The following is a 16,142-nucleotide window of genomic DNA, read 5'->3' on the forward strand; positions in this document are numbered from 1 at the left end:
CTCAGCAGCAGAGAGTGAAAACAACCCATCCCCAAAACCGAATTTACAAGCTCAACTAGAAAAAGTATCTCGTTCGAGTTCCAATTTGCTGAATATTCCTGTCAATGCTCCAGGAAAAGAACCACCGTCAATGCCAGAGGCTGAGACAACTTCAGAGCAGGGAGAGGAGACGATTCAGCGAGAGGAAGTTCCAGAAGAAAATGTATCACACAATATAAAATATCCGTAGACAAGAAAGCACCACCACTTCCGGCTAAAGAACTTCCACAGCCTAATTCTCAAATAACGACAGGCGCAGAATCTCAGCCGACGGACACTTCACCAGATGTTGCAGAAGCCAAGAAGCCGTTAGTTACAGAGACAGAGACTCAAGAAGTACAAAAACCTGCTCCGGCTCAACCTCAATCTGTCAATCAACCCCAAGCAAAAATCGAGCCACCTGCTCAACCTGCACTCGCAAAAGACGCGAAACCAGAAGCACAAGGTACTGAAACTCAACCGGAAGTTGCACCAGAACCCACGCCAGAAGCTAAATCCCAAGTACAAGATAGTTCAACGGAATCCCCAGCTACCCCAGCACCCACAACAGAAACCCAACCGGAAGCACAAGGGGATACAAATAAACCTGAAGTCGCGCCAGCACCGAAACCTGAAGCCAAATCCAAAGCACAAGATAGTTCAACTGAATCCCCAGCACCCACAAAAGAAGCTAAACCAGAGACAGAAGGTTCCACGCCTCAACCCGAAGCTGAATCCGCACCGACTGATACTGAAGGGAAAACTCAACCCCAGGAAAAAGCGGCGGAAACTCCGGCTAATACGGAAACAGCCAATACGGGTGCTGGAGGTATCCAAATCCCTGATTTAACTCAAGCCAATCAGGGAACATCTTTAACGGCTATGTGGCAACAGCAGCAGGATCAGATGGATAATACTGATCAAAATGTTGCTCAAACTGTTGATCCGAGTCAAGAACCCCAAGCCGCTTTAGAACAAGTATTACAGCAAGCCCAACAAAAAATTGCGGCGATTCCCCCACCTGGGACAAATGCACCCAAATCTGAACCCTTACCTCAGCCGCAAGTTGAGCAAATTGAGAAACCTGCGATAGAAACTCCTCCTACTACAGAAACTCCTGAAGTTAAAGATGGCGCGGCTGAAACTCCCGCCGTAGAAGACAAAGCAGCAGAGGTTACTCCGGCTGAACCTAGCCAAGAAGATACTCCTGAGTCGGCGACTGAACCCGCAGAACCAGCCCAACCCGAACAACCCCAAGTACAACCCGAAGACAAAGCTCTTCCGGAAACTGAACCTCAACCGGAAGCAGAAGTTCAGGAAGCACCTGAACCGACAGCAAAAGAACCTGAACCTCAAGAACCTGAAACCCCTGAAGTTGAAAAAGATGAGACAGAACAGAATGTTGAGGAAGCGGTTCAATCCGCAGAACCAGCGGTTGCAGCCAAAGGTGGTGAAAGTAATGTAGCCGTTAAGCCAGTTGATGAACAACAGGTTAAATCAGGACAAGTTGTTCAAGGCGATTTACTGGAAAATCCCTTTGATTGGGCAAAAGGTATTTTTGATTCCCTTCAAGGTGATGCTGCTGGGAAGAAGAATGAGGTACAAAGTGATTACGATAGTAAAAAATCTCAAGTTGATGGGACAAAACAAGAGCAAGGGAATCAGTTAGATAATGACAAGCAAACCAAGGGTAGTGAGCTGGATGCAGACAAGGATACCAAAGGCAGTGAGCTGGATGCAGACAAGGATACCAAAGGCAGTGAGTTAGAAGCTGATAAAGAAACCAAAGGCAATGAATTAGATAGCGATAAAGACGCTAAAGGGAATGAATTAGAAGCCGATAAGCAAACCAAAGCCGCTGAACTTGAAGCTGATAAACAAGCTAAAGGGAATGAATTAGAAGCTGACAAACAAGCTAAAACCGCTGAACTCGAAGCTGATAAACAAACGAAAGGAACTGAACTTCAGTCGGAAGTCAAAGCCAAAGGAACTGAAGTCGAAGCCGAGAGTCAAGCCAAAGGCACTGAACTCCAAACTGATGCCCAAACCAAAGCCTCTGAGTTACAAGGGGAAGAAACTGGCTTAAAACAAGAAACGACGGCTAAAGAGCAACAAGTCGAAACGGAAGTTGCTGATAAAGTTACCACTCTGGAAAATAAAGCCGTTGAAGGTAAAGGTGAGATTGAAAGTAATTGGACTGAGTTAGAAAATAGTGCCACAACGGAAATGACTGCTGTAGAAACAGAAGCCCAGCAGTTTTCCCAGACATACATGGCGAAAGCTCAAAACTTGGTCGCTAAATTTAATGGGGCTTCTGCCGGGGCAAAACAACCCGAAGGACAAGGTAATAGTCAAGTTCTACAAGCTAAAGTTGATGACACTTCCGCCGGAGTCAAACCAGCAGAAGGACAAGAAAACGGTCAAGCTTTACAAGCCGAATGGCAAGCACTCAAAGCAGAAGTTGAATCCGCTTGGTCTGGTATTGAAGGCAAGGTTGCTCCCGTTACGCAAAGAGTTGAACAGGGATGGCAAGGAATTAGCCAAAAAGCCCAGGATGTTGGTACACAACTGCAACAACAGGGAGAACAAGTTAAGACATCGGTTGACCAGTCTGTCACCAGTGCTGGGGATTATCTAAATGAGAAATGGACAACCTTAACAGGTAAAGCCTCAGAAGGCTGGACAAGCTTCCAGGGTAAAGTTGGGGAAGCTCAATCCTGGGTGGGAGAAAAGGTTGATAATGCCACCAGTTTTGCCACCGAAAAAGCTGGAGCCGCAACGAATTGGTTAGCAGAAAAAGCCAATAGTGCAGGGACATGGATTGATGAGAAAACCGGAGGAGCCTTTAGCTGGCTGGGAGAGAAGGTTAATGGTGCTAATTCTTGGATAGGTGAAAAAGCCAACAGTGCTACGTCTTGGATGGGTGAAAAAGTCAGTAGCGCCGAAACCTTTGTGGCTGATAAGGCGAATAATGCGACATCTTGGCTGACTGAAAAGGGAACCAGTGCGTTTAACTGGATGCAAGAAAAAGGTGAGACGGCTAAAAATTGGCTCACCGAAAAGGGAAGCAGTGCAGTTAATGCCGTTGGGGAAAAGGCGGGTTCTTTTGTCAGTGGGTTAGAGGAAAAAGGACAAAGTGCTGTTTCTAGCATTCAGTCTAAAGGTAGCTCGATTCTAGAATGGTTGGGGGGTCAAGTCAGTTCGCTGGTTTCGGGTGTTCAAGGCAAAGCTAATAGTGTTGTTTCCTGGTTGGGAGATAAGGTTTCTGGTGCAAAGAGTTGGGTACAACAAAAGAGTTCGGGTGCATTCAGTTGGTTATCAGACAAGGCTTCGGGTGCAACGAGTTGGATACAAGAAAAAAGTTCCGCAGGCTTAAATTGGTTATCAGACAAGGCTTCGGGTGCAACGAGTTGGATACAAGAGAAAGGGTCTCAAGGTTTAAATTGGCTACAGGAAACAGGCTCGGCTGTTGGTAACTTTGTCAAGGAGAAAGGCTCTCAAGGCTTAAATTGGCTACAGGAAACTGGTTCGGCTGTTGGTAATTTTGTTAAGGAGAAAGGCTCTCAAGGCTTAAATTGGCTACAAGAAACTGGTTCGGCTGTTGGTAATTTTGTTAAGGAGAAAGGTTCTCAAGCGTGGAGTGGTGTCCAACAGCTAGGAGAGTTAGGTGGTAATGCGCTTCAGTGGGCAGGTGATGGGATTAAAGCCGGTTGGGAATGGACGAAGAATAAGGCGGGTGAAGTTGGTAGTTGGGCGAGTGAGAATATATCAAAAGGTTTAGCTTGGGCTAACGAAAATATCCTGCAACCGAGTATGAATTGGTTGGGGGATAAGTGGGAAGGTGTTAAAGGATGGCTAGGAGAACATTACCCCATTATTAGTGAATGGGGACATGGTGTATTAGATTTTGTGGGTTTGGCTGCCCCCTTTGTTGGTGCAGTGGTTGGAGGTATTGCTGGAGGTGTAGCAGGTTTTGCAGCAGGTGGTATAGGAGCAATACCAGGAGCGATCGCAGGTGCATCATCAGGATGGGCAGTAGGAGAAGCTGTCAGTACGGTTGCCGATGGCGTTAATACCGCTTGGTATCTGGGTGAATCGGGATACTATGCGTCACAAGGGGATGATGCCAAGGCGCAGGAAGCGGCAACCAATGCAGCTTGGGCGGGGATGGGGTTAATCCCTGTGGTGGGAAATGTCTTGGGTAAGGGGGGTAAGCGTCTCGCTAAAACAGGTGTAGGGCGCTGGGGTGGGGAAGCTCTCAGTTGGGCGGGGCGGCAAGCTAATCGTGGAACCGAGTGGCTCAGTAATACTCCTTTAGCTAGACGGGGTGGGGAAGCCCTCAGTTGGGCGGGGCAGCAAGTTAATCGTGGAGCCGAGTGGCTCAGTAATACTCCTTTAGGTCAACAAGGTAGGCGATTCCTCGATTGGGGGAGTCAGCAAGCTGATCGTGGAGCGCAATGGTGGACTCAACAACAAGAACTTGCAGAACAAGCGGCTAGACAATGGAATCTACCGGGTGCCAGAACTCCGGCACTCGCAACCCCCAATGGCAGCCTTCCCAATGTTGAAATACCTAATGGCAGAACTCCGAATGTCGATATACCCAATACCAGACTGAGAACGCCGGATGTCAATACACCAAATACCAGAACTCCGAACATTGATACACCTAATCCGTCAAGAGTAGAACCAGAAGCGCCTGCTGCCAGAAATGCTGATGGTACAGCAGATATCAGTGACGCTAAACCTGAATCTGTTCCCGCCCGTGAGTCTAGTGTGAATGATAGTGGGCGGATTGAAAGTGATCAGTTAAGCGATCGCCAAATCAAAAACGAAGCAGACTACGTCAACGCTCATCCAGAAATTGTCGAGGGAACCGCTCCTCACCGACGTGCGAAAATCGGCGAGCATGAATGGAGGGAGCAGCCGAACGGAGCGTGGTGTCGCCACTCTGACGCATCGGTATGTGTTAGGAATTTGTTCGATCAAACGCGGGCTAAGATGACGGCAGGCGATAAAGACTCAGCTGTACGCCAGGTCGGCGAAACTGACGAGGCTTATGAGCAGCGTCTAGAAAGCTTGAGGGACGATCTTAACAGTCGTAATCCAGCTACGGAAGCCGAAATGGATAATATTGTCGCGCAAGTGGAGGAGATCGAGCAACGACTGCAAAGCCTGCAAGCTCGCCGGAGCGCTAGTGAAGCCAGCTTGAGGCAAAGCTCGCCGACTGATAAATGGCATGTAGATAAGCTGCCGGGTGGTCACCAGGTTGAACGTGTTGACCCAGCTAAGCCGCTAAATCCGACTAACATGAGTGATGCAGACATTGACGCCTTGCTACAGCAGTACCGTAACCGACCAAAAATTGATAACAGTATCCGGGAGCGCATCGAGTGGCTTGATCGCGAGAAGACTTACCGACAGACGCAAAAAGACATTGCAAACTCGAAAAAAGATTATGAAGCTCTTGTTCGTGGGACTAAACCTCTCGACGCAGCTAACCGTGAACTCGTTGTCGATGCGATTACCAATGGTCGCAAGGTTTTATGGGTGGAATCGCGTGAGCAGGCAGAACGCATCTTCCACATGCTAGACGAGATGACGAACGATGGTAGTGTGATTACCAGGCGACCAGCCGTGTCCGAGACACCAGGCGGACGCCCCGACCTTCCGTTCCGTGGTCCGGAGTGGCATCCTGAACCCGATCCGGGAGCCAACCGCTCGATTCACTTCAATGCCGAATACGTCTACAATGGACAGTCAGTGAATCTGCATATCTACTGGCCGACCGAATGATGAGTGCTGCCTATTGTTTCTACCTTGTCTTTCCACAACGCATTCGCCTACATAAAATCCATCATGCCAGCGCTTCTATACACCGAATCACCCCTTAACCCGCTCCGTATCGTACGGCATTGGCCTGATGCAGGTCTATCATTCGAGAAGCACCGTTGGCTGTTTCCCCTCCTCAAGTATCCTGATGAACCTGTGGATATTTTCACTTTTGGATACCATCCACTGCGGGAGATTTACATTCATCTGACAGACGCCTTGAGTGAGCCGAGCGAGGCGATACCTCTTGCGAACTATCTCACCCCTGATGCGCTCCCAATGCCTCCGCTTCACTTCACGCTGGTCTTCGAGCCTGAAACGGATGCAGAACGATTAGTGGAGACCTTGGTGAGCAACTGGCAAGCTCCCGTTTACCTAGTTTTTTCCCCGGCACATATTCCGCCCTTCGAGCCGCCACCGCGACATACAAACACGTTGATTGAAAATATCCTGGGACGGCCTTGGGATGGGGAGAAGAATCCAGGCTGGATTCCTCTGCCAGATGCCGAAATGCGTCGAAGAGCAGTGCGAGCTTTGGGTATTAAAGGATTCCACCGTCTCTATCTGGTCGCGGGACCACCAGCTACTACGGCGTTGCCTCCCTACGTACATCAGCTCTTTAAAAAATGGAACGGTCTAACAAAAATTGACGAACCGGAAGTAGACTATCGCTTGTTTCATGCACTGGTGTCCAACTGCAACTGGCTCTTGACTAGTCACGGGAATGTTCCCGGTACAGTACCCTTTTGCTTCTATAGCGCCCAGAGTTTCCGCTCCGTTGTGCAAGATTCATTGCTAACAACCTCCCACACGCTTGTAGCATTCAACGATATCGACGCGCTGAACCAAGCAGCAGGCATCAATGTGAAACCTAGGGGTGGGCTGGCTCTCTCGGAAATTGTGCCACTAGAGATGCTAGTTGGCGTGACCGAACTGTCCCTATCTTGGAGCGATCTGGATCGACTCGATGAGCTGCCTACACTAGGAACCCTACAGCATCTTGACCTCGATGGCACACTCATTGATGACTTGGGTTCCCTCACTATGATGCCCCAGCTAAAGTCACTTTCCCTACGCTGCCTTCAGCTTACTGACCTTCAGCCTTTAACCGCCCTACCATCGCTGCAAAACCTAACTCTCAATCGAATAACTTTTGCTGGTCTGTCTGATCTGGCAGCAATTCCAGCCCTGACCTCTCTGACTCTTGATCTCCTACCCATCGAGAACGCTGCACCACTGAGCGGTTGTCAGCAACTGAGAGATATCTCACTGAACCGCACGCCGCTAAATCGGCTTGACGAGATTGCACAGATCGGTTCCCTAGAGCGGCTCTCCATCTGCTCCACCGCAGTGACAGATATTAAACCGTTGATTGCTCTCCCAAATCTGAGGGAACTGTTGATGGACGGGTGCGCTTTGGATGACCTCGCTCCTCTCGCTGATATCAAGGGACTGACAACCTTCAGTCTCGCAGGGCTGGATGAGCCGCCACTACAGCTCCCGGATCTCTCGCCGCTTGCTGCTATGCAGGGACTCAAGCATCTGTACTTATGGAATACTACCTTCCAAGAGCTGCCACTTGGCTCCCTGGTTAGCACACTGGAGACACTCAATATTTCCGCCTCCCTGGCACAGGATCTCCGGTGGCTAACCAATCTGGAAGTCCTACGCGAGCTGGAGATAGAGCAGCTCGAAGTGCCAGCGCTCGACCCACTTATGGCGTTGAGTAGTCTAGAAAGCTTGAACGTGTGTGGTTGCAAGGTCGGTGATTTGGCTTGGCTGAGAAATCTTGTCCAACTCCGCACACTCAACCTAAACTTGACCGAGATTGCCGATCTGCGACCACTCGCTAGCCTGTCTCATCTACGTTCGCTGAGCCTCGCTGGAGTGTACATTGATTCTTCTAACAAGCAATCTGGCAACTTGGATGTTTTATCTAGTGTTAGCGACCTTGAAGAATTGAATGTATCGGGTTGGCAGCTCGGAGCGCCCAGATGGCTGGCTAGTTTGCAGCAACTGCGGGTACTAGATATATCAGATACTGACATTGAAAATACTGCTTGGCTGCGCGGCATAATCCATCTCACCGAGTTAAACCTAAGCAGAACCCCACTTCACTCCCTAGACGGACTCAGCAATAGCCGTCAGCTACGTTGCCTCAACCTCAACGAGACACTGATTAGCAATCTCAACCCTATCCGCTCGGCAACTGAACTCGAAGAGTTAAGTCTACGGAACACTGCAATCAATGATCTGAGTGTACTCGGCGGCTTAAAGCGTTTGAAAAAGTTAGATTTGCGTGGCATCCCTAACACCGCTTGTGATTTCTCACCGTTACTTGAGCTTCCTCGATTAAGGTTATTGTGTCTGGATTCTCATGGCATCCACGACGATGTCCTCGTTGCCCTGAAGCGGCGTCACCGGGTCGTCATAACACCAACCTGAACGTATGTGAGCAAAATTTATTTTCTGACAAAAATAAAATAGCTATGGACAACCAGACCGACCAAAACCCAACCCCTTCTCCCTCTAAAACCTTACAACAAGAATACCAAGAAGCTTTGTTAAAATCTGGTATTCAAGCCGCTAAACTACTCAATGAGTTAATCGAGTTAAAATTAATGCCAGACCCCCGCGCTAAAGAAATGGCTGATTTGGCTTTGGAGGTGATAAAAATAATTCATTCAGCCCCTGAAGAAATTGTCAACTTTAAAGAAAACAATGACAAGCCTTAAGGATTACTTGTAAATTAAGCAAATCAGCAATCCATCAACCCTTGTATTAATCCTTTGGCGATACGATGACAGGAAAACTCTCAATGTGACACCTGAAGACATTCCCTCAACACAACCCATTTTTGCCGCCATCGTCAATTTCTTCACAGAAGACAATTGGCACTATGCCCACGTTTCTATCGAGAGCCAACTATGGCATGATTATCGGCAATTTTGAGTTAAATTTCGATGATGGGGAGATTCGTTACAAAACTAGCACGGCTGTCAAAAATCACTTGCTTGATTCAGGCACTATCAAACAGTTGGTTTACACCAATGTGAAAATGATGGATGAATACCTCCCTGGTATCATCGCTGTCACGAAAGGGGGAGTATCGCCAGCCGATGCGATTCACGATTTACCCTAGTTGAGGATAGTTTGACCCCTGCCTAGCCTTCCCCTTGACAAGGACAGAAAAAAGTTATGGATTATGATCAGTATAGAATCTCTGTTGAGGTATGAGTTTATCGTTGAAACCCGTTGAATGGGTAGGAAGCTCTCTTGAAGATTTGAAAACTTTTCCAGAGGAGGTTCAGCAAGTCGTTGGCTATGCCTTGTACGTGGCTCAATATGGTGAAAAGCATCCTTCAGCTAAACCACTCAAAGGATTTAAGGGAGCTGGGTTGCTTGAAGTTGTGGAAAACTTTGATAAAGACACTTACCGAGCCGTTTATACCGTAAAACTCGCTGGCGTTGTTTATGTCTTACACGCTTTTCAAAAGAAATCCAAACAAGGAATTGCTACGCCAAAGCAAGAGATTGAGTTGATTGAAGCAAGATTAAAACGAGCCAAAGAGCATTACGCCGAAAACTATCGTCAGCAGCAAAAGGGAGAAAAAGATGACTCAGGAGATTAGTGTGCAAGCCAGTAGTGGGAATGTTTTTGCCGATTTGGGTTTAGAGAATTCTGATGAATTGTTGGTGAAAGCTGAACTGGCATATAAGATTAGCCGTATGATTACTCAGCAACAGTTGAACCCAACTGAAGCCGCAGAAGTTTTAGGGATTGAACCATCCCAAGTATCTGCTCTAATCCATGGCAAGTTATCCAACTTTTCCATTGTCAGTTTGTTTCGCTGCTTGAATGCTTTGGGGCAAGATGTAGAGATTTTCGTGAAAACGAAACCTCAATCTCGTTCAAAAGCGCAAACACGGGTGGTTGCGACATGATTTTGGAGTCACTTTTGTATTGGTGTGACACAGCTAAAATTGTGGGATAGATTTGACGGTGAAATTGGGCGCACGTCCTTGCGCCCCTACAATTCTAATCCACCATTGAATCTAAGATATGTCAATATCGCTCTTTGGTTACTTTCAACTAGACTAGAACTGTATTGAACCTCTCAAACAAGCAATATGTCTCTCAGCGAACTTTTACCTACTGTTAGTCAACTCTCTCATCAAGATAAACTTCGACTTATCCATTTTCTGCTTCTTGCCGTTGCTAAAGAGGAAGGATGCAGCCTAGAACCTGCGGGCAATAGTGATTCAGCTAATGCACTGTTGAATCAATTGGCATCAACAGAAGCCGTTGTCTGGTCTCCTCAAGCAGATCAAGCAAGTGTTCAAGCCTTGTCGGATCTTTTGGTGGCGGCGCGGAGAGAAACTAATGCTTAATGGTCAACGATTCCCGTTCATTGAGCGAATGAATAGCCTTGGACTTTCGAGTGTCATGCCATATTTGCCTATCACTCTTGTCAATGGAAGCTGCACTGTCGAGGTAATGGCACTTGTAGATACGGGTGCAAGTGTCAATGTTCTACCTTACGAGATTGGTATACAGTTAGGGGCAGTCTGGGAAGAGCAAACTGTTCCGATTCAGTTAAGTGGAAATTTAGCTGATCACGAAGCACGAGGCTTGGTGGTATCGGGTATCATTGTTCCGTTTTCGCCTGTCTTATTGGCATTTGCTTGGACTCAATCAAGAGATGCGCCTGTAATCCTGGGACATACAAACTTTTTGGCGGAATTTAATGTGTGTTTTTATCGCCATGAGTTAGCTTTTGAGGTTTGTCCAATAGACAAATGAACACAACAGATGTTCAAGCTTTGGGGCGCAAGGCTTCATCCGTGTCAACTACAGGCGAGAAAACCAATGCTGGCAATGTTTTAAGCTGTGTCTATCTACTCCTCAACATTTCCCCCTCATCCCCTAACCCCTTCTCCCGACCCCCCTCGTTCCCCCCTACAAGAGGGCTCACAAGGGTAGGTTTTTTAAGATTGGGGTTGAGGTAAGACAAGGTAGACAGGTAGACCAGTAGACAAGGAAGAGTGAGAACGAAAAATAGGGCGTTTCGGCTTTTAGAAGTTAGAAGTGTGTTTGACCGAACCGAATTCTGTACGGTTTTTCCCCCTTGTCTTCTTTCCTTCCTTGTCCCCAAGTCTAGTCTCCACCCTTAAATAAAAAACCTACACCTGTCAGCCTCTTGCTCCCCTCTCCCAAGCTTGGGAGAGGGGCTGGGGGTGAGGGCTGGCGTGGGAGAGAGGTTTTAAAAGTAAGACCACTAACGGGTTAAACTGTTGGGTTTCGACTTCGCTCAACCCAACCTACGGTGAAAAGGCGCACCCTATTTACAGCCGCTAATTATTTATGCTTAAATAATTTTAGATATACATCTGCTATGCCCCATGAATATTTTCACTCAAGGACAGGGGCGGCTGTTGGCAGGATTGGCATTAACCTTTACTATTGCTCAATCCCCTGCTTACTCCCAACCCATTACCCCCGCCGCCGATGGTACAGGAACCACGGTTAATTCTGAGGGAAATCGCTACGATATCCAAGGGGGTACAGTTTCCGGGGATGGGGTGAATCTGTTTCATAGTTTTGAGCAGTTTGGACTCGATACAAACCAAATTGCTAACTTTTTGTCGAATCCAGAGATTCAGAATATTTTAGGGCGGGTGGTGAATGGTGAACCGTCGCTGATTAATGGGTTGATTCAGGTAATAGGGGGACAATCGAATCTATTTTTAATGAATCCGGCGGGGATTATTTTTGGTGAAAATGCTCGGCTGAATGTTACAGGTGATTTTACCGCAACCACGGCGACGGGGATTGGTTTTCAGGGGGGATGGTTTGAGGCATTTGGTAGCAATAGTTACAGCAATTTAGTTGGGAATCCGAATGGATTTAAGTTTGAGACAGTGCAGCCCGGAGCGATTATTAATGCGGGTGATTTAGAGGTATCCGAAGGACAGAATCTTGCGCTGATTGGTGGTGGGGTGCTGAGTACGGGGAGTTTGACAGCACCAGACGGTAATATTTCAGTGATGACAGTACCGGGAACGAGTCGGGTACGGTTAACTCAAGAGGGACAGCTTCTGAGTTTAGAGGTTGAATTACCGACGGATAATCAGGGGAATTTGTTGGCAATTGAACCGTTAATGTTACCGGAATTGTTGACGAATGGCGGTGTGGTTGAAGCGACGGGAATCACGGCGGCGGATGTGGAAGCAGAAACTGGAGATATTGTTGTTAATCAGGTAACAGCATACACAGCAACGTTATCGGCTGAAGGGGATTTAACCTTAGTTCCGGTTGGGGAAGGCGTTGCACCCTCTTTGGTAACAACGGGGGATTTAAATCTGTTGGCGAAGGATACGGTATTGGTAAGAGATAACCAAACCAGTCCTTTTTTAGCTCAAGCGGGGGGAAATCTCTATATTCAGGGGAATAATGGAATTGATATTCTGGCGCTAAATCATCCAGAAACCCCATTTGTGAGTGGGGGAAATCTGAGTTTAGTCAGTGATGGGATTATTTCTGGCGATGCTCACTTTACCAGTGGTGGTGATTTTTCAATTCTCAATTTAGCTGGAGATGGTGGAGAATTTGTTAGTTTCTACGATCCTATTATCGAGGCTGACAATCATCTGGGTGGTTCTTACTTAGGTACATCCCTCAAAATCACGGCTACAGGAAATATTACTTTTGAGGGTCCAATCAGAATAAATGGAAAAGATGACAATATTCCCAATGCAGATCCTCATGCATCATTATTAACCACCTATCCCGCCCTAATATTAATTGCAAAAGAGGGAGACATCACGGTTGAAAGTATAGCCACGTTTGCTGCTGCCCCTCCTAATATTCCCGAAATTGCGGGACCAATAATATTAGATGCTGGGGGTGATATTAAAACTACAGGTCACTTCTTAACCATTGACGATCCCCCAATAAGAATTAGCCTTGGCTCATTTGTAAGTCCAGGTCGAACGGCGGATGCGGGATATATTACAATTAACAGCCGTGGTTCTATTGATGTTAGTTCAGGTGAAGTCTCCACATTTACTAATGATGGTACGGCTGGCAATATCACATTAGAAGCTGAGGGTGATATTAGAACGGCTGACATAAATGCGACGAGCAGTGGTGGCGATGGCGGAAACGTTCGTCTGGAAAGTAACTCAGGCTCTATCATATCGAATGGAGAGATATTATCTTTTTCCCGAACAGGTAAGGGTGGAAGTATCAGCTTCGACGGTGCAGTCACTCTGGAAAATGATATTATATTGTCTGATGGCGCTTCTGGTGGAAATTCAATCACCTTCAATGGTGCAGTTACTCTCAAAAATGATGTAAATCTCAGCACTGGCACTAACACAGGTGATATTATCTTTGATGGCACCCTGAACGGAGATTATCAGCTAGAACTTGATGCTGGCTCCGGTACAATTCAGTTTAAAGATTGGGTGGGTAATGAGAATCCCCTAAATCGCCTCGAAATTATAAACGCGGATCAAGTAGAGATTGCTGGTGGTATTATTACGGGCAACCGTAATTTGTTTATTGAGCAACCCGTATCATTAACAGGGGATACAACATTTGATGTAGGTACAGCTACACTTAGCTTTGATTCAACTCTGGCTGTAGCCGAAAATAATTTAACCCTGCTAGCTAATGAGATTGACTTTGAAGGCGGAGCTAATTCAGTGACTGGTACAGGTTTCCTTGAGCTTCGCCCTTCAACACCCAACCAAGGAATTGCCATCAATGGTTTAGCCGATAGCGGTTTGGACACTTTTGATATCACCGAAGCAGATCTTGAGGCATTGGATGGGTTTAATCCGATTATTATTGGTCAAGAGAATAGTTCTAGCTCAATCACTATTATTAATGATGTGAATTTTGATAATTCGGTAAAAATTCAGTCTCCTCAAGGTTCAATTACTGTTGATGGAAATATTACAGGAACAGGAAATGCTTCAATCGAACTCAACAGTGCTAACACAACCTTGAATGCCAATATCACCACAGATAGTCAGGATATCATTGTCGGTAACACTCCCAATCCCATAGAAAATAGTGTGTGGATTGGTACAGATTTGGTCGTTCTCAGCACAGGTTCAGGGCAAGGCGGGGATATTATCTTTAATGGTAATGTTAATGGTCAACTAAACAATGAGCAAAGTCTCAATGTTAACCCAGGTATGGGGGGAGTTTTCTTTAACGGTGACGTGGGGAATGTTAACTCTTTAGAGAATTTAATTATTGGCGATGATGTCACAGGAAGCGCTAACTTAATTGGCAACTCAACCACAGTTTTCAACAGTTTATTTATCAATGCCGAACAAACCCAGGTGGCAGGTGTAATTACAACGACTGGAGGTTCCATTGAATTTGCGGGTCATGTAATTTTGCTAACTGATGTAACATTAGACACAACGTTTAATACGGAAGATACGGGAACATCAGGTAATATTATTTTTGGCAAAACTCTTTCCAGTGCGGGGTCAGATGATAATTTTCCTGATGATACTGACACTCCTCCCTTCAACCTAACCCTAATTGCTGGATCTGGAGATATCAATTTTAATGATGCTATAGGGACTCAAGATTCTCTAGGAACAATTGATTTAGGTCAAATCAATATCGAAAGTGCTAATCAGGTAACAGCCGCCTCAACAATTGCAACCAGTGGGTCAGAAGGTTTTAGTATCACAGCTAACAATATTGATATCCAAGGTGACTTAAACACTAATGATGGACTCGTGAACTTTATAGCGAATAATGAAATTATCGTTAGCAATATCACCTCGGAAAGTGGGACAATCACGTTAAATAGTGATACGGGCAGTATCAACACTAACACTCTAAGCGCTACTAATGGCTCAGTACAGCTAACCGCCGGGAATCAGATTAGCACTGATGATGTATCTGGCAATGTAGTGAATCTTTTTGCCAATAATGACATTGATGTCGCTAACGTTACCTCAACGAATGGGAATATTACTGTTACGAGTCAAATAGGCGCAGTGGAAAGCGGCGACTTAATCGCGACGGGAGAAACTGAAGGTGGAGACGTTACCGTTACAGCACGCGATCGCATCATTACTGGAAAAATAGATACCAGTTCTATATCAGGTAATGGCGGAAATGTCAACCTCGACCCGGAAAATGAGATTGAAGTAGTATCGATTAACGCTCAAGGCGGTACAGATGGTACAGGTGGAACCGTTGACATTACCACAGAACAATTCTTCCGCGCCACTGGCACATTTACCGACCAAAATGGTATAACTGCCAGCATTTCGACGGCGGGTGGCGCTGGCGACGGATCAATAACGATTCGCCATGATGGTGGAGCCAGAGAAACATTTTTCTATGTTGGAGATGCGCTAATAAACGGCACGGCTGGAACCCTTACCACAGGTTCAGACAACTCAATTTTCTCCCTAAGAGTTTTTCCGGGTTCCTATACCCAAGGCGCTATTTCGATTATCACCTCTCAAGACTTCGCCCAATTCTTACAAGAACTATTACCAGACGCTGATCCCCCCTCATCCTTAACAGTTACACTTGAAAACAGAGGTTTTCCCTTAGAAGAATTATTTACCCGTGAATTTGAGAAATATCTCGGAATCTTCAATCCTTCCGTTAACACACTAGGTCAAATTCGGATAACCTTGAGTAATATTGAATCCGCCACAGGTCAAAAACCCGCTCTAATTTATACCGTCTTTTACCCCACCCGAATTACACCAAACTCCGGTTCTTTAACTAATCCCATTCCCCAAGATAATGACCAACTGCAACTGGTTGTAGTTACACCAACCGGGGAACCCATTTTTATGCCCATCCCCGGTGCAACTCGCGCTACTGTTCTAGCGGAAGCCCAGAAGTTACGCCGTGCGATTACTAATCCAATTACCCGTAATACCGATAGTTATTTAGCACCCGCGCAACAACTCTATCAGTGGATAATTGCCCCAATTGAGGAACAGTTACAAACCCAAGGGATTCAGAATCTCAGCTTTATCATGGATGGAGGATTGCGTTCTATACCCTTGCTGGCTCTCCACGATGGCGAACAATTCCTGATTGAAAAATACAGTGCAGGTTTAATGCCCAGTATCAGCTTAACCGATACCCGCTATCGCGATATTAATGATTTCCAAGTTTTGGCAATGGGAGCCTCTGAATTTACCGACGCTGACCCCTTAAAAGCTGTCCCCGTAGAATTAGCCGCGATTACCCAAGAACTATGGCAAGGAGAATCCTTTCTTAACCAAGA

General features: G+C 46.4%; 11 protein-coding genes. 10 read left to right on the forward strand and 1 reads right to left on the reverse strand.

What is annotated here, in order from left to right:
• The coding region (locus tag ACLFWI_RS13285) for a hypothetical protein (RefSeq protein ID WP_446413329.1) at nt 1–229 on the forward strand (229 nt) is incomplete at its 5' end.
• 265 nt (nt 230–494) lie between these two features.
• Here ACLFWI_RS13285 and ACLFWI_RS13290 read toward each other — a convergent pair.
• On the reverse strand, nt 495–734 hold the full coding sequence (locus tag ACLFWI_RS13290) for a hypothetical protein (RefSeq protein WP_446413330.1): 240 nt from the start codon (nt 732–734) through the stop codon (nt 495–497).
• A 166-nt stretch (nt 735–900) separates the two neighbouring features.
• Here ACLFWI_RS13290 and ACLFWI_RS13295 point away from each other — a divergent pair, with 166 nt between their 5' ends.
• From ACLFWI_RS13295 to ACLFWI_RS13335, 9 genes are all read left to right on the forward strand, one after another.
• Nucleotides 901–5,814: a hypothetical protein gene (locus ACLFWI_RS13295; RefSeq protein ID WP_446413331.1), complete on the forward strand. Its 4,914-nt coding sequence runs from the start codon at nt 901–903 to the stop codon at nt 5,812–5,814.
• A 192-nt stretch (nt 5,815–6,006) separates the two neighbouring features.
• On the forward strand, nt 6,007–8,295 hold the full coding sequence (locus ACLFWI_RS13300) for a leucine-rich repeat domain-containing protein (protein ID WP_446413332.1): 2,289 nt from the start codon (nt 6,007–6,009) through the stop codon (nt 8,293–8,295).
• A gap of 44 nt (nt 8,296–8,339) precedes the next feature.
• Nucleotides 8,340–8,585 carry a hypothetical protein gene (locus tag ACLFWI_RS13305; protein ID WP_446413333.1) on the forward strand — a complete coding sequence of 82 codons (246 nt, stop codon included), beginning with the start codon at nt 8,340–8,342 and terminating at the stop codon, nt 8,583–8,585.
• Nucleotides 8,586–8,749: 164 nt separating this feature from the next.
• Nucleotides 8,750–8,992, forward strand: coding sequence for a hypothetical protein (locus ACLFWI_RS13310; protein WP_446413334.1), 243 nt, complete (start codon nt 8,750–8,752; stop codon nt 8,990–8,992).
• A gap of 91 nt (nt 8,993–9,083) precedes the next feature.
• Nucleotides 9,084–9,482, forward strand: a complete 399-nt coding sequence (locus ACLFWI_RS13315; RefSeq protein WP_446413335.1) for a type II toxin-antitoxin system RelE/ParE family toxin — start codon at nt 9,084–9,086, stop codon at nt 9,480–9,482.
• Complete coding sequence (locus ACLFWI_RS13320) at nt 9,466–9,795, forward strand: helix-turn-helix domain-containing protein (RefSeq protein WP_446390380.1); 330 nt, start codon at nt 9,466–9,468, stop codon at nt 9,793–9,795. The genes ACLFWI_RS13315 and ACLFWI_RS13320 overlap by 17 nt, the downstream gene beginning before the upstream one ends.
• A 186-nt stretch (nt 9,796–9,981) precedes the next feature.
• Complete coding sequence (locus ACLFWI_RS13325; protein WP_006099458.1) at nt 9,982–10,242, forward strand: hypothetical protein; 261 nt, start codon at nt 9,982–9,984, stop codon at nt 10,240–10,242.
• Nucleotides 10,235–10,654 (forward strand): hypothetical protein, encoded by a 420-nt coding sequence (locus tag ACLFWI_RS13330; RefSeq protein WP_446413336.1) that lies wholly within the window; start codon nt 10,235–10,237, stop codon nt 10,652–10,654. The genes ACLFWI_RS13325 and ACLFWI_RS13330 overlap by 8 nt, the downstream gene beginning before the upstream one ends.
• Nucleotides 10,655–11,253: 599 nt before the next feature.
• A partial coding sequence (locus ACLFWI_RS13335) for a two-partner secretion domain-containing protein (RefSeq protein ID WP_446413337.1) occupies nt 11,254–16,142 on the forward strand: 4,889 nt, incomplete at its 3' end.

It is taken from the genome of Coleofasciculus sp. (genome assembly GCF_046539235.1).
Taxonomy (GTDB): domain Bacteria; phylum Cyanobacteriota; class Cyanobacteriia; order Cyanobacteriales; family Coleofasciculaceae; genus Coleofasciculus.

Excerpts from the sequence above, each read along its gene's own strand:
- ACLFWI_RS13295 (WP_446413331.1), top strand. The coding sequence starts at position 901 with ATGTGGCAACAGCAGCAGGATCAGATGGATAATACTGATCAAAATGTT.
- ACLFWI_RS13305 (WP_446413333.1), top strand. The coding sequence starts at position 8,340 with ATGGACAACCAGACCGACCAAAACCCAACCCCTTCTCCCTCTAAAACC.
- ACLFWI_RS13310 (WP_446413334.1), top strand. The coding sequence starts at position 8,750 with ATGCCCACGTTTCTATCGAGAGCCAACTATGGCATGATTATCGGCAAT.
- ACLFWI_RS13315 (WP_446413335.1), top strand. The coding sequence starts at position 9,084 with ATGAGTTTATCGTTGAAACCCGTTGAATGGGTAGGAAGCTCTCTTGAA.
- ACLFWI_RS13320 (WP_446390380.1), top strand. The coding sequence starts at position 9,466 with ATGACTCAGGAGATTAGTGTGCAAGCCAGTAGTGGGAATGTTTTTGCC.
- ACLFWI_RS13325 (WP_006099458.1), top strand. The coding sequence starts at position 9,982 with ATGTCTCTCAGCGAACTTTTACCTACTGTTAGTCAACTCTCTCATCAA.
- ACLFWI_RS13330 (WP_446413336.1), top strand. The coding sequence starts at position 10,235 with ATGCTTAATGGTCAACGATTCCCGTTCATTGAGCGAATGAATAGCCTT.